The sequence below is a fragment of the Luteolibacter sp. Y139 genome (genome assembly GCF_038066715.1).
In the GTDB taxonomy this organism is placed as follows: domain Bacteria; phylum Verrucomicrobiota; class Verrucomicrobiia; order Verrucomicrobiales; family Akkermansiaceae; genus Haloferula; species Haloferula soli.
The window spans coordinates 194,500-207,837 of the sequence record NZ_JBBUKT010000003.1 but is presented as its reverse complement, the minus strand read 5'-3'; the positions used below and the strand labels follow the sequence as shown (position 1 = coordinate 207,837).

The 13,338-nt window shown below is 62.2% G+C and carries 23 protein-coding genes; all 23 read left to right on the top strand.

Annotated features, from left to right (window positions below; translation table 11 throughout):
- Positions 1 to 109 precede the first annotated feature (109 nt).
- From rpsL to rplO, 23 genes are read left to right on the top strand one after another with little or no spacing between them, the layout of a single operon-like run.
- Positions 110 to 529 (top strand): 30S ribosomal protein S12, encoded by a 420-nt coding sequence (gene rpsL, locus WKV53_RS09285; RefSeq protein WP_341404293.1) that lies wholly within the window; start codon positions 110 to 112, stop codon positions 527 to 529.
- Between the two features lie 34 nt (positions 530 to 563).
- Entirely contained in the window at positions 564 to 1,037 is a 474-nt protein-coding gene (gene rpsG / locus WKV53_RS09280) for a 30S ribosomal protein S7 (RefSeq protein ID WP_341404292.1), read from the top strand.
- Between the two features lie 34 nt (positions 1,038 to 1,071).
- The gene (fusA, locus tag WKV53_RS09275) at positions 1,072 to 3,219 is read left to right on the top strand and encodes an elongation factor G (protein ID WP_341404291.1); all 2,148 of its coding nucleotides are present in this window, start codon (positions 1,072 to 1,074) and stop codon (positions 3,217 to 3,219) included.
- 34 nt (positions 3,220 to 3,253) lie between these two features.
- Complete coding sequence (gene rpsJ / locus WKV53_RS09270; RefSeq protein ID WP_035611700.1) at positions 3,254 to 3,562, top strand: 30S ribosomal protein S10; 309 nt, start codon at positions 3,254 to 3,256, stop codon at positions 3,560 to 3,562.
- Between the two features lie 52 nt (positions 3,563 to 3,614).
- Entirely contained in the window at positions 3,615 to 4,256 is a 642-nt protein-coding gene (gene rplC / locus WKV53_RS09265) for a 50S ribosomal protein L3 (RefSeq protein ID WP_341404290.1), read from the top strand.
- Between the two features lie 40 nt (positions 4,257 to 4,296).
- Positions 4,297 to 4,905 carry a 50S ribosomal protein L4 gene (gene rplD / locus WKV53_RS09260; RefSeq protein WP_341404289.1) on the top strand — a complete coding sequence of 203 codons (609 nt, stop codon included), beginning with the start codon at positions 4,297 to 4,299 and terminating at the stop codon, positions 4,903 to 4,905.
- A 21-nt stretch (positions 4,906 to 4,926) separates the two neighbouring features.
- Positions 4,927 to 5,211 carry a 50S ribosomal protein L23 gene (rplW, locus tag WKV53_RS09255; RefSeq protein ID WP_264501279.1) on the top strand — a complete coding sequence of 95 codons (285 nt, stop codon included), beginning with the start codon at positions 4,927 to 4,929 and terminating at the stop codon, positions 5,209 to 5,211.
- Positions 5,212 to 5,252: 41 nt separating this feature from the next.
- Entirely contained in the window at positions 5,253 to 6,095 is an 843-nt protein-coding gene (gene rplB, locus WKV53_RS09250) for a 50S ribosomal protein L2 (protein WP_341404288.1), read from the top strand.
- Between the two features lie 28 nt (positions 6,096 to 6,123).
- Positions 6,124 to 6,393, top strand: coding sequence for a 30S ribosomal protein S19 (gene rpsS / locus WKV53_RS09245; protein WP_264489557.1), 270 nt, complete (start codon positions 6,124 to 6,126; stop codon positions 6,391 to 6,393).
- 21 nt (positions 6,394 to 6,414) lie between these two features.
- On the top strand, positions 6,415 to 7,128 hold the full coding sequence (locus WKV53_RS09240) for a hypothetical protein (protein ID WP_341404287.1): 714 nt from the start codon (positions 6,415 to 6,417) through the stop codon (positions 7,126 to 7,128).
- Positions 7,129 to 7,175: 47 nt separating this feature from the next.
- Entirely contained in the window at positions 7,176 to 7,568 is a 393-nt protein-coding gene (rplV, locus tag WKV53_RS09235; RefSeq protein ID WP_341404286.1) for a 50S ribosomal protein L22, read from the top strand.
- Positions 7,569 to 7,593: 25 nt separating this feature from the next.
- Positions 7,594 to 8,340 carry a 30S ribosomal protein S3 gene (rpsC, locus tag WKV53_RS09230; protein ID WP_341404285.1) on the top strand — a complete coding sequence of 249 codons (747 nt, stop codon included), beginning with the start codon at positions 7,594 to 7,596 and terminating at the stop codon, positions 8,338 to 8,340.
- A 44-nt stretch (positions 8,341 to 8,384) separates the two neighbouring features.
- Entirely contained in the window at positions 8,385 to 8,804 is a 420-nt protein-coding gene (gene rplP / locus WKV53_RS09225; RefSeq protein WP_169454389.1) for a 50S ribosomal protein L16, read from the top strand.
- A gap of 28 nt (positions 8,805 to 8,832) precedes the next feature.
- A complete protein-coding gene (rpmC, locus tag WKV53_RS09220; RefSeq protein ID WP_264489561.1) occupies positions 8,833 to 9,033 on the top strand; it encodes a 50S ribosomal protein L29 in 201 nt (66 codons plus the stop codon).
- Positions 9,034 to 9,071: 38 nt separating this feature from the next.
- Positions 9,072 to 9,344 (top strand): 30S ribosomal protein S17, encoded by a 273-nt coding sequence (gene rpsQ / locus WKV53_RS09215; RefSeq protein WP_341404284.1) that lies wholly within the window; start codon positions 9,072 to 9,074, stop codon positions 9,342 to 9,344.
- 54 nt (positions 9,345 to 9,398) lie between these two features.
- A complete protein-coding gene (gene rplN / locus WKV53_RS09210; protein WP_264489563.1) occupies positions 9,399 to 9,764 on the top strand; it encodes a 50S ribosomal protein L14 in 366 nt (121 codons plus the stop codon).
- Positions 9,765 to 9,798: 34 nt separating this feature from the next.
- Complete coding sequence (rplX, locus tag WKV53_RS09205; protein WP_341404283.1) at positions 9,799 to 10,023, top strand: 50S ribosomal protein L24; 225 nt, start codon at positions 9,799 to 9,801, stop codon at positions 10,021 to 10,023.
- A 59-nt stretch (positions 10,024 to 10,082) separates the two neighbouring features.
- Positions 10,083 to 10,664, top strand: coding sequence for a 50S ribosomal protein L5 (rplE, locus tag WKV53_RS09200; RefSeq protein ID WP_341404282.1), 582 nt, complete (start codon positions 10,083 to 10,085; stop codon positions 10,662 to 10,664).
- 28 nt (positions 10,665 to 10,692) lie between these two features.
- Positions 10,693 to 11,091, top strand: a complete 399-nt coding sequence (rpsH, locus tag WKV53_RS09195) for a 30S ribosomal protein S8 (RefSeq protein ID WP_341404281.1) — start codon at positions 10,693 to 10,695, stop codon at positions 11,089 to 11,091.
- 29 nt (positions 11,092 to 11,120) lie between these two features.
- Positions 11,121 to 11,660 (top strand): 50S ribosomal protein L6, encoded by a 540-nt coding sequence (rplF, locus tag WKV53_RS09190; protein ID WP_341404280.1) that lies wholly within the window; start codon positions 11,121 to 11,123, stop codon positions 11,658 to 11,660.
- Positions 11,661 to 11,680: 20 nt separating this feature from the next.
- Positions 11,681 to 12,037 (top strand): 50S ribosomal protein L18, encoded by a 357-nt coding sequence (gene rplR / locus WKV53_RS09185; RefSeq protein ID WP_341404279.1) that lies wholly within the window; start codon positions 11,681 to 11,683, stop codon positions 12,035 to 12,037.
- A 12-nt stretch (positions 12,038 to 12,049) separates the two neighbouring features.
- Positions 12,050 to 12,757 (top strand): 30S ribosomal protein S5, encoded by a 708-nt coding sequence (gene rpsE / locus WKV53_RS09180; RefSeq protein WP_345789649.1) that lies wholly within the window; start codon positions 12,050 to 12,052, stop codon positions 12,755 to 12,757.
- 43 nt (positions 12,758 to 12,800) lie between these two features.
- Complete coding sequence (gene rplO / locus WKV53_RS09175) at positions 12,801 to 13,250, top strand: 50S ribosomal protein L15 (RefSeq protein WP_341404278.1); 450 nt, start codon at positions 12,801 to 12,803, stop codon at positions 13,248 to 13,250.
- The last annotated feature ends 88 nt before the right edge of the window (positions 13,251 to 13,338 follow it).

Here is a 13,338-nt window from a genome sequence, read left to right as displayed (position 1 = left end):
CCAAACACTATCGGGTGCAGCTCCGGACAAAAGGCTCCTGCGAGGGATTTTTCGCTCGCTTCCTTGTCCGGCGACGCATCCAGCGAACACCGAACCACGCAGGAATCCCATGCCGACCATCAATCAGCTCGTCCGGAAAGGACGACAGACTCCGATCGAGAAATCGAAGTCTCCGGCGATGAGCAATTGCCCGCAGCGCCGCGGCGTCTGCCTTCAGGTCATGACCCGCACGCCGAAGAAGCCGAACTCGGCTCTCCGGAAAGTGGCGAAGGTCCGCCTGACCAACGGCTACGAAGTCATCGCCTACATCGGCGGTGAAGGCCACAACCTCCAGGAGCACTCCATCGTGCTCGTCCGTGGCGGTCGTGTGAAAGACCTTCCAGGTGTCCGCTACCACATCGTCCGTGGTTCGCTCGACACCCTCGGCGTCGACAAGCGCCGCCAGAGCCGCTCGAAGTACGGCGCCAAGCGTCCGAAGCCGGGCCAACCCGCAGCTCCTGCCAAGGGTGGCAAGGGCGGTAAGAAGTAATCCCGCTTCGAAAAAGCCTTAATCTTTTCCGACCATGTCACGCCGCAAGCGCACTTTCCACAAGCCCGATCGCCGGGACTCCCGCTACGACAGCTCCCTCGTGGGTCACCTCATTTCGAAGGTGATGATCGACGGCAAGCGGTCCCTCGCGGAACGCATCGTCTATGCCGCCATCGACAAGGCGAGCGAAGGCGCCGATACCGTCGATCCGCTCGAGATCGTCACCCGCGCCATTGAGAACGCCAAGCCACGCGTGGAAGTGAAGAGCCGCCGTGTCGGTGGTGCTACCTACCAGGTTCCGCTTGAAGTGAACCCGGATCGTTCCGAGTCCCTCGCCCTGCGTTGGATCGTCGGATACGCCCGCGGTCGCAAGGGCACTCCGATGCACGTCGCTCTCTCGAACGAGCTGAAGGACGCCGCCAACAACCAAGGCTCGTCCGTCCGCAAGCGCGACGACGTGCACAAGATGGCCCAGGCCAACCGCGCCTTCGCCCACTTCCGCTGGTAAATCATTCAAGGGGAAGTTCCTTCCCCATTCCGCCATGTCTTCCACTGTCAACAGTCCCGATCGTCCGTATCCGCTTGAGCGGACGCGGAACATTGGGATTGCGGCGCATATCGACGCCGGGAAGACGACGCTCACGGAACGCATCCTCTTCTACACGGGGATGATCCATAAGATCGGCGAGGTGCACGATGGTGCCGCCACGACCGATTGGATGGAGCAGGAGCGCGAGCGCGGCATCACGATCACCTCTGCCGCTGTGACCACCAAGTGGTTCCAGCGCGAGGAGGAGGGCGTGACCAAGCTGTTCCCGAAGCAGGAGCAGCGGGTGAATATCATTGATACCCCCGGCCACGTGGACTTCACGGCCGAGGTCGAGCGCTCCCTGCGCGTGCTCGATGGAGCGATCGTCGTTTTCGACGCTGTCGCCGGGGTGCAGCCCCAGACCGAAACGGTCTGGCGCCAGGCGACCAAGTATCACGTTCCGCGGATCGTGTTCGTCAACAAGATGGACCGTGTCGGGGCGAACTTCGACAACGTCGTCCACGAGGTGAAGGACAAGCTCGGAGCGAATGCCGTGCGCATCCTGATCCCGATCGGTGCCGAGGATTACCTCACCGGTCAGATCGACGTGGTCAACCAGAAGGAAGTCCACTTCAACGACGACGACAAGTTCGGCTCGACCTACGAGGTCCGCGAACTCAGCGCCGACCAGAAGGATCTGGCTGAGGAGGCCTACTCCGAACTGGTGAGCGCCGTGGCTGATGTGGATGACGTTCTCGGCGAGAAGTTCCTCATGGAGGAGCCGATCTCGACGGAAGAGCTGAAGCAGGCGATCCGCCGCGCCACGATCGCGAACAAGCTGGTGCCTGTCGCCGGTGGTTCCGCCTTCAAGAACAAGGGCGTCCAGTACCTCATCGACGCCGTCGTCGATTATCTCCCGAGTCCGCTCGACATCCCGGCAGCCGTCGGCATGAACCCGGACAACGAGGAAGAGAAGATCGAGGTCCACACGAGCGACAACGAGAAGTTCTGCTCGCTCGCCTTCAAACTCTGGGCGGACAAATTCGTCGGCAAGCTCGTCTTCTTCCGCGTCTATTCCGGTGTCATCAAGAAGGGCGACACGGTCTACAACCCGCGAACCCGCCGCTCCGAGCGAGTCGGTCGCTTGATCCAGATCCAGGCAGACGAGCATAAAGACATCGATGCCTGCTATGCCGGCGACATCGCCGCGATGGTCGGGATCAAAAACGTCACCACCGGTGACACCTTGGCCAAAGAAGGCTACGACGTCGTTCTCGAACCTCCCACTTTCCCGGATCCCGTCATTTCCATGGCGGTTGAGCCAAAAACCAAAGCCGACCAAGAAAAGCTGGCCCTCGCATTGGCCCGCCTGTCGGAAGAGGATCCCACCTTCCAGGTCAAGACCGACGAGGAAACCGGTCAGACCATCATCTCCGGCATGGGCGAGCTCCACCTGGAGATCATCGTCGATCGCCTGAAGCGCGAGTTCAAGGTGGAGGCCAATACCGGCGCTCCCCAGATCGCTTACCGCGAAACCATCACCGGCGAAGCCAATGGTGACGGCAAGCTGGTCAAGCAATCCGGTGGCCGCGGCCAATACGGCCACGTTCGCCTCTCCGTCCGTCCGAACGAAAAGGGCAAGGGCCTCACGATCGAAAACAAGATCGTGGGCGGTGAAATCCCGAAGGATTTCCACAATGCCGTTTTCAAGGGCGTGCGCGAGTCCATGACCAATGGCATCATCGCCGGCTACCCGGTGATCGATGTGCACGTCGATGTGCTCGGCGGTTCGTTCCACGAAGTGGACTCGAACGAGAACGCCTTCACGATGGCCGCCATCTTCGCCATGAAGGACGCCTTCAAGAAGGCGAAGGCCATCCTCCTCGAGCCGATCATGGCCGTGGAAGTCTCCACTCCGGATGACTACCAGGGCGACGTGATGGGCGACCTGAACCGCCGCCGCGGTCAGATCCAGAACCTGGAAACCAAGGGCAAGCTCGCCGTCATCAAGGCGAATGTCCCGCTCAAGGAAATGTTCGGCTACTCGACCGACGTCCGCACCATTTCTTCCGGCCGCGCTTCCTACTCGATGACGCCCTCACACTTCGAGCAGGTGCCGACCAATGTCCTCACGCAGATCGTCAACGATCGCGGCCACTAAGATTTACCCAACATCTCAAACAACATCCACCGCCATGGAAAACCAGAAGATCCGCATCCGCCTGCGCGCTTTCGATCACCGCGCCATCGACCGCTCCGCCGCGGAGATCGTCGAAACCGCCAAGCGCACCGGTGCCAAGGTGGCTGGCCCCATCCCGCTTCCAACCCGCATCGAGAAGTTCAGCGTGAACCGCTCCGTGCACGTTAACAAGAAGTCCGCCGAGCAGTTCGAGATCCGCACTCACAAGCGCGTGCTCGACATCGTCGATCCCACCGCCCGCACCGTCGATGAGCTCAAGAAGCTCAACCTTCCCGCCGGTGTCGACATCGCCATCCGCATCTGAGGTCCCTGACGGATCTCGCATTTAGTTCTCAACTTTCAAATCGACTACCGCCATGTCTCTCGGACTTCTCGGCAAAAAGCTCGGTATGACCCGCCTCTTCGATGAGAAGAGCCAGGCCATGATCCCCGTCACCGTCATCGAAGTGAGCGGCAACACCTGCCTGCAGGTGAAGACCCTCGAAAAAGACGGCTACTCCGCTGTTCAAGTCGGCTACGGCGACAAGAAGGAGTTCCGCACGGACAAGCCTTCGCTCGGCCACTTCAAGAAGCACGGTTCCACTCCGAAGTATCTGATTCAGGAGTTCCGCTTCCCGGCTGACCAAGCCGCTCCGGAAACGCACACCGGTCTGGACACCTTCACCGCCGGCCAGTGGGTCGACGTGATCGGCACCAGCAAGGGCCGCGGTTTCCAAGGTGCAGTGAAGCGCCACGGCTTCGGTGGTCTCAAGATGACCCACGGATCGATGATGCACCGCCGGACCGGCGCCATCGGTTGCCGCTCCACCCCCGGCCGCGTCTGGAAGAACCAGAAGATGCCCGGACACATGGGCGACGTGCCACGCACCACCCAGAACCTCAAGGTCGTCGCCGTGCGCCCTGAGGACGGTGTGATCCTGATCTCCGGTGCCGTCCCCGGTGCCAAGGGCAGCTACGTCACTGTCCGCCCCGCCAAGAAGAAGACCGCCGCCGCCTGAGGCCGGGGTTTGAACCGAAACTCTCAAACGCATCCCAGTCATGCCCGCGAAAACTTTCACCGCTGACGCCGCGCAGAGCGCGAACATCCTGCTCGCTGAGGCCGACAAGGGCGCTCAGGCCGTGCACGATCTCGTGACCGCCTACCGCGCCAACCGCCGCACCGGTTCCGCCAACTCCAAGACCCGTGGCGAAGTCCGCGGTAACAACAAGAAGATCTACAAGCAGAAGGGCACCGGTAACGCCCGTCACGGCGACAAGCGTGCCCCGATCTTCGTGGGTGGTGGTGTCGTCTTCGGCCCGCGTCCCCGCGATTACTCGAAGCACGTCCCGAAGAACGTCCGCAAGCTCGCCTTGCGCCGCGTCCTCGGTGACCTCGTCCGCGAGGAAACCGCCAAGGTCCTTCCTTCCTTCTCCATCGCCGATGGCAAGACGAAGTCCTTCATCGCCGCCGTCTCCGCAGACGCCGAGCCGAAGAAGGTGCTCATCGTCGCCAAGAGCTTCGACGAGAAGACCTACCTCTCCGCCCGCAACGTCGCCTGGGCCCAGCTCGTCACCGCCGAAAGCGTGAACGTCGAGGAACTCCTCCACGCCAACACTGTGCTGCTCGTCGAAGACGCTCTCGAGACCCTCGCCAAGCGCACCGCCTAATCTCATCGCTGAAACCGCGCCATGAAAGACATCTACCAAGTCATCAAGAACGTCCGCCTCAGCGAGAAGGCCACCATGCTCCAGGAGACCAACAATGAAGTGGTCCTGGAAGTGAACCGCGACGCCAACAAGCTCGATATCAAGCGCGCCGTCGAAACCCTGCTGGGCAAGAAGGTCGCTGCCGTCCGCACCGCCAACTTCGCCGGCAAGGCCAAGCGCCGCCGCCGTGCCGATGAAGGCCGCACCAACCACTGGAAGAAGGCTATCGTTCGCCTCAAGGAAGGCGAAACGCTCGACCTCGTCTGATTTTCTCAACCGGCTAACCCCGAACCAACCTCACCAGAGCCATGCCTCTCAAGGAGTTCACACCCAATACCCCGTCTGAACGCTACAAGGTGCTTCCGTCCTTCGACGAAATCACCAAGCACAAGCCGGAGAAGAGCCTTCTTACCCCGCTCAAGAAGAGCGGCGGCCGCAACAACACCGGCCGTATCACCACTCGCCACATCGGCGGTGGCCACAAGCGTCACTACCGCCTGATCGACTTCAAGCGCGGCAAGTATGACGTGGCTGCCACCGTGGTCGGCATCGAGTATGATCCGAACCGCACCTGCCGCATCGCCCTCATCCAGTACAAGGATGGCGTGAAGAGCTATATCCTGGCCCCCGCTGGTCTGGAAGTCGGCGCGACCGTCACCTCCGGTGAGAAGTCCGCCCCGAAGGTGGGCAATGCGATGCCGCTCAAGAGCGTCCCGCTCGGCACCGCGATCCACAACATCGAGCTGATCCCGGGCAATGGCGGCAAGGTCGCCCGCGCCGCCGGCCAGCAGGCTGTGCTCTCCAACCGCGAAGGCGGCTGGGCACTGGTCAAGATGCCTTCCGGTGAAATCCGCCGCTTCAACGAGAACTGCTTCTGCACGATCGGCACCGTGGGCAACCGCGATCACATGAACGAGGTGTCCGGCAAGGCTGGCCGCACCCGCTGGCAGGGCGTCCGCCCGACCGTCCGCGGCATGTGCATGAACCCCGTCGACCACCCGAACGGTGGTGGCGAAGGCAAGTCGAAGTCCGGTGGTGGTCGCCAGCACCTTCTCAGCCCCTGGGGCCACGCGAAGGGCCAGAAGACCCGCAAGCCGAAGAAGGTCACCAGCACCTTCATCGTCGAAAGCCGCCACAGCAAGAAGCGCTAAGCTAAGCCAACCTTTACCTTAAGAACTCATGCCACGCTCTCTCAAGAAGGGTCCGTACATCGACCAGAAGCTTCTGGCCAAGATCGATACCGCTGCCGCCGCTGGCGACAAGAAGCCGATCAAGACCTGGAGCCGCGCCTCGATGGTCACTCCGGACTTCGTCGGCCTGAACTTCGCCGTGCACAATGGCAAGACCTTCGTCCCGGTGTATGTCACCGAGAACATGGTCGGCCACAAGCTCGGTGAATTCGCGCCGACCCGCCTGTTCCGCCAGCACGGCGGTATCGGCAAGAAGTAAGCCATTCACGCCTCTCTTCCCATGCACCGCCCGCGTCCACTCACTCTCGCGACCGCAGTCTTCGGACTGTGCGCCGGGACGTGGACTTGTGCGGCGCAGGGGACGGATGCGGTGGCCTTGCAGGACAAGATCATCGAGCAGGAAGCCCGGATCAAGGCACTGGAGAAGGCTCTCACCGAGTCGAACCGGGCCGAGAAGCAGGCGACCGAAGAAAAGAACACGGTCAAGCTGCGCCTCGAAGCGCTGGGCCGGGATCTTCTCGATGGTGGCGACGACCGTCTGGTGCAGGCGAATGCCGACCTCGAAGTGGTCCGCCGTCACGCCAGCGATCTCGAATCCGCCTGCTCCCGCCTTGTCGGCACCGTGACCGATTACGTCCGTCAGGCGGTGGCTTCCGATCCTGACTCCCGCCTTCGTGTGGAAACCGCCATGCGGGAGCTTGACGAAGTGCTCGGCCTAAGGCAGAAGCCCGCCCCCGCAGCCGCCGCCGGTTCCGCCCGGCAAGCGAAAGTGGTGAGCATCGACTCGGAAAGCGGCCTCCTCGTCTTCAACGTCGGGGAAAGCCAGACTGCCCGCATCGGCACCACCTATCGCCTCGTCCGCGGGGAACAACCATTCGGCACCGCCATCGTGGCCGACGTCCGCCGCAACGTATGCGGCGCCTTTGTCGAGGAGCTCGACCCGGGTCAAGGCCCGGTCCGCCTCGGCGATTCCGCCCTTCTCATCACTGAATAAATCGCGCGCCGCGCACCATTCTTCTAAACGCCTCACCGACCCGATCCATGGAAGTCAAGAGCACCACCAAATACGTCCGCCTCTCTCCGAAGAAGGCGCGCGACGTCGCCCGTGAAATCCAAGGGCTGCCCGTGTCGAGCGCGCTCGACATTCTCACCTTCACTCCGAAGAAGGCCGCCTTTCACATCAACAAGACCCTCAAGACCGCGATCGCGGACGCCGAGAACAACTTCTCGCTGAGCGCCGAATCGCTGATCGTGAAGGAAGCCGTGATCGGTTGCGGCCCGGTTCTCAAGCGTTTCTCCCCGCGTGCCAAGGGTTCCGCCGGCGGCATCCTCAAGCGCACCAGCCACATCTTCATCACCCTGACCGAAGCCCCGGAAGGCGAAGGCAAGAAGAAGAAGGTCAACGTTTCCCCGAAGGCTTCCAAGGACGCCTGATCCCAATCCCACACCGCATTTCATCATGGGCCAGAAAGTCAACCCCATCGGTTTCCGCCTCGCCGTTTCCAAAGACTGGCGCTCCAAGTGGTTCGCCGCCGGCAAGGATTATGCCGAGAAGCTCCACGAGGATCTCAAGATCCGCGGCTACATGCGCCAGAAGCTGCAGTTCGCTGCACTGGCCCGCGTGGTCATCGAGCGCGCTTGGAACAGCGTCCGCGTCACGCTCCACACTTCCCGCCCGGGCCTGATCATCGGCCGCAAGGGTTCGGAAATCGAGCGCATGACCAAGGAGATCTCCGACATCTGCAAGGGTGCCCAGGTGAAGATCGACATCGTCGAAATCCGCAAGCCGGAGCTCGATGCCCAGCTCATCTGCGAGCAGGTCGCCGTCCAGCTTGAGCGCCGTATTTCCTTCCGCCGCGCCATGAAGCGCGCCGTGCAGACCGCCATGGACTTCGGTGCCGAAGGCATCCGTATCCGTTGCGCCGGTCGTCTCGGTGGTGCTGACATCGCCCGCTCGGAGTGGTACCGCGAAGGCAAGGTGCCGCTTCAGACGCTGCGCGTGCCGCTCGACTACGGCTTCGCTGAAGCCCGCACCGTTTACGGCGTGATCGGCATCAAGTGCTGGGTCAACAAGAAGGAAGACGACGGCAGCTCCCCGCGCCCTGAGCGTGGCGGTGACCGCCGCGATCGTGACAACCGCGGCCCGCGTGGCCCGCGTGGTCCCCGTCCGCCCCACGGTGGTGGCGGCCCTGGCAACCAGCAGTAAGACGACTTTTTAACTCACAACCATTTCCCTAGGAGGACTGAGCCATGCCCTTGATGCCCAAACGCACGAAGTTCCGGAAGTCGCACCGCGGCAGCCGGGCTGGTAACGCGCAGCGCGGAACCACCGTCGCCTTCGGTGACTTCGGTCTCCAGGCCCTTGACCGCGGCTGGATGACCAACCGCCAGATCGAAGCCTGCCGTATCGCGATCAACCGCTTCCTCAAGCGTAAAGGAAAGGTCTGGATCCGGATCTTCCCTCACAAGTCGATCACCGCCCGTCCGCCGGAAACCCGTATGGGTAAGGGCAAGGGCGCCGTCGAGGCCTGGGTCGCCGTGATCCGCCCCGGCAACATGTTGTTCGAAGTCGCCGGCGTGCCGGAGTCGCAGGCCAAGGAGGCCATGCGCCTTGCTTCCTACAAGCTCGGCCTTCCGACCCGCTTCGTCGTCCGCAACCCGCACGCCTGAGGCATCAACCTCTTAAAGAACCACGACCATGGCTCAGACCAAGTTCAAGGACATCAAGGAGCTCTCCGTGAAGGAGCTCGAGTCCAAGCTCCGCGACCTCAAGGAGGAGGGATTCAACCTCCGCCTGCAAAAGGCCACCGGCACGCTTGAAAATTCCGCCCGCATCCGCGTGCTCCGCCGCGAGGCTGCCCGCGTCCAAACCGTGCTCACCCAGCGTAAGAACGCCTGAGCCGCCCGCATCCGCAGCAGCCAATACCACCAATTTCCATGAGCGAGCAGCAACAGCAGGAAACCGCCGCCCACGTCCGCAAGACCCGCGTCGGCGTCGTGACCTCCAACAAGATGAGCAAGACCCTGGTGGTCGAGCACGTCGCCCGGGTGCCCCACCCGAAGTTCAACAAGATCGTCAAGCGCTCCAAGAAGTACTACGTGCACGACGAGAAGGGCGAAGCCCAGATCGGCGACAAGGTCCGCATCGTCGAAACCCGCCCGCTTTCCAAGCTGAAGCGCTGGGCTCTCGAAAAGGTGCTCTCGCACTAAGCTAGTTTTCGGCCGGTTCTACCGATCCCACTCACCACTCACGCTTTTTCCGCCATGATCCAGATGGAATCCCTTGTTCAGGTCGCCGACAATACCGGCGCCCGCTCTGCCAAGATGATCGGTGTTCTCGGCAAGCGCTCCCGCACCGCGCAGGTGGGAGACATCATCACTGCTCACATTCGCGACTCGATCCCGACCGCCTCGGTCAAGAAGGGCTCCGTCGTCAAGGCAGTGGTCGTCCGCACCGCTTTCCCGATCCGTCGCGCTGACGGCTCCGTCCTTCGCTTCGATGGCAACGCCATCGTCATCATCGACAAGGACAACAACCCGAAGGGCACCCGTATTTTCGGCCCCGTCGCCCGCGAACTGCGTGAAAAGCAGTTCATGAAGATCGTCTCGCTTGCACCCGAGGTCCTCTGAGGCTACGGCGCATCCCTTCAACCGAATCATTCCTATGAAGACTCACGTCAAGAAAGGCGACGAAGTCCAGATCATCGCCGGTGCCCACAAGGGCAAGAAAGGCACGGTCCTCTCCGTCGATGCCGAAAAAGGCAAGGTCGTCGTCCAAGGCGGACGCACCATCAAGAAGGCCACCCGCCGCTCCGAAAAGAATCCCGACGGCGGGATCTTCGAGCAGGACGGCCCCGTCCACATCTCCAATGTCAAGAAACTGGGCTGAGACTCCGGTCTTTGCCCGCGCTTAAGCGCACCAACCAAGCGCTGACCCGCTAAAACAAAATGAGCACGCCAGTACTGCAAAAGCACTACACGGAAAAGGTCGTGCCAGCTCTCAAAGAGAAGCTCGGCTACACCAATCCACATCAGATCCCACGGCTTGAAAAGATCGTGGTGACCTCCTGCATGGGCAAGGCCCCGGACCGCAAGGTCGCGGTGGACGATGCCGTCGCCGAAATCGCCAAGATCACCGGCCAGAAGCCGTCGATCACCTACTCGAAGAAGGCTGTCGCCAACTTCAAGCTGCGCGAGGGTGAAGCCCTCGGTGCCCGCGTGACTCTCCGCGGCGCCCGCATGTGGGAATTCCTGTATCGCTTCATCAACGTCACCGCGCCGAACATCCGCGACTTCCGCGGTATTTCGCCGAAGGGCTTCGACGGCCGCGGCAACTACGCCGTCGGTTTCCCCGACCAGTCCATCTTCCCGGAAATCGAGCTTGATCAGATCAAGCGCACCATCGGTTTCGACTTCATCTTCGTCACTTCTGCCAAGACCAATGACGAAGGCCGTGCCCTGCTGACCGAGCTGGGATTGCCGTTCCGCGACACGAAGAAGGCGGAAACCACCGAAGGCGCCGCCGCCTGATTCCGACCAACTTTAAGGAACCACCATCATGGCCGTTCTCACCGATCCAATTTCCGACTTCCTCACCCGCTTCAAGAACTGCTGCCGCGCTGGCAACGAGCAGTTTCTGGCTCCTTATTCCCGCATCAAGGCTGACATCGCCAAGGTGCTCCAGGAAGAAGGCTACATCTGGGGCTTCGAAGTCGTGACCGAATCCGGACACCCGCAGCTCAAGGTCAAGGCCCGCTACGTCGATGGCCGCCCGGTCCTCACCGACCTCAAGCGCGTCTCCAAGCCGGGCCGCCGCGTCTACGCCGGTGGTCAGGAAATGCCCCGCGTCCTCAACGGACTCGGTATCGCCATCGTCTCCACCTCCAAGGGTGTGATGACCGGTGCCTCCGCCAAGCGCAGCCAACTCGGCGGCGAAGTGCTCGCCCACGTCTGGTAATCCCCAACCCGAGAAAGGAACAAACCACCATGTCACGAGTTGGTCTCAAACCGATTTCCCTGCCCGCCAAGGTCAGCGTGAAGGTCGATGCCGGCAAGGTTGTCGTCGAGGGCCCGAAGGGCAAGCTCGACCTCGCCCTCCCCGCAGGCATCTCCGTCAAGAGCGAAGACACTTCCGTCGTCGTCGCCCGCGCCAGCGAGGCTCGCAATTTCCGCGCGCTGCACGGCACCGTCCGCAGCCTGGTCAACAACATGATCACCGGAGTCTCCCAAGGCTTTGTCAAGGACCTTGAAATCCAGGGCGTCGGTCTCCGTGCCGCGGTCAAGGGCAAGGACCTCGACCTGTCCCTGGGCAAGTCCCACCCGATCCTTCATCCGATCCCGGCCGGCCTGACCGTCACCGTGAACGAAAACACCAAGATCAAGGTGGAAGGCATCGACAAGCAGCTCGTCGGCCAGTTCGCCGCCGAGGTCCGTGGCTACTACCCGCCGGAGCCTTACAAGGGCAAGGGCGTCCGCTACGTCGGCGAGCACGTTCGCCGCAAGGAAGGCAAGAGCGTCGGCAAGTAACCCCGAAACCTTTACTCGAAATGAGCAAAATCAATCGCAAGGAAGGACGCCGCCGCATTCACGCGCGCATCCGCAAGAAGGTCGCCGGGACCGCCGAACGTCCTCGTCTGGCCGTGCACTACTCGAACCAGCACGTTTACGCGCAGGTCATCGACGATGTCGCCCGCCGCACCCTCGTCTCCGCCTCGACGCTCGACAAGAGCTTCGAAAATGCCGCCTCGAACGTGGAAGCTGCCGCCAAGGTCGGTGCTCTCCTCGCCGAGCGCGCCAAGGCCGCCAATGTCAGCGCCGTGGTCTTCGATCGCGGCGGTCACCTCTACCACGGCAAGATCAAGGCGTTGGCTGATGCCGCCCGCGAAGCCGGTCTCCAATTCTAATATCTTACCGTCATGGTGACTCCAGACTCGACTCCTACTCCTTCCGCACCCCAGCCCCCGCAAGGCGGCCAACAACCAGGCGGCCAGCAACAGCAACCGGGCGGCTACGGCCAGCGCGGCGGCGGTTACGGCCAGCGTGGTGGTGGCTACGGCGGCGGTGGTGGCGGCGGCTTCGGCGGTGGTCAAGGCCGTGGCCCGCGTGGCCCGCGCCGTGATGACCGCAACCAGCAGCAGGAGTCCGACGGACCCCAGCTCGCTGAGAAGGTCGTCTTCATCAACCGTTGCGCCAAGGTCGTCAAAGGCGGCCGTCGCTTCAGCTTCTCCGCACTCATCGTCGCCGGTGACAAGGAGGGCAAGGTGGGCCTCGGTTTCGGCAAGGCAAACGAAGTGGCTGACGCCATCAAGAAGGCCGGTGAAGCTGCGAAGAAGGTCCTCAAGCCGATGAACATCGTGGACGGAACCATCCCCCACGAGATCTACGCTGAATTCGGCGGTGGCAAGGTGCTCCTGAAGCCCGCCTCTCCCGGCACCGGCATCATCGCCGGCGGTGGCGTCCGCGCCGTCTGCGAAGCAGTCGGCATCCGCGACATCCTCGCCAAGTCGATGGGTTCCTCCAATCACTCCAACGTGGTCAAGGCCACCCTCAAGGCGCTTTCCCAGCTTCGCACCCGCGACCAGATCCTCGGATCCCGCGGCAAGAAGAAGGAAAAGGCAATCTGAGGAACGCTGACTGAACTCGAACGTCCAACCTCGAACGTCGAACATGAAACTTCACACTCTCGCGCCGAACAAGGGCGCCAAGCACCGGGTCAAGCGCCTCGGCTGCGGCGAAAGCTCCGGCCACGGCAAGACCTCCGGCAAGGGCAACAAGGGCCAGAAGGCTCGCTCCGGCAGCGGCACCCGCGTCGGTTTCGAAGGTGGCCAGATGCCCCTTCACCGTCGTCTGCCCAAGCGCGGCTTCAACAACATCAACTTCAAGACCAAGGTCGAAGTGGTGAACCTGTCCCAGCTCGACAAGGCCTTCAACGACGGTGACACCGTCAATGAGGAAGCCCTGCGCAAGGCCGGTCTCATCAACCGCGCCTGCGAACAGGTCAAGGTGCTCGGCCAGGGCGAGATCAGCAAGAAGCTGACCCTCGTCGTGGACACGATCAGCGCCTCGGCCAAGGAAAAGGTGGAAAAGGCTGGCGGCTCCGTCCAGCTCCCCGCTTGATCCTCAGTTGGTCATATCCGTCTTGACGGTTCTCCGGCGAGGAAGCGCTTGATCGCTTCCTCGCCGCGTTTACAAACCCGTCGCTCTT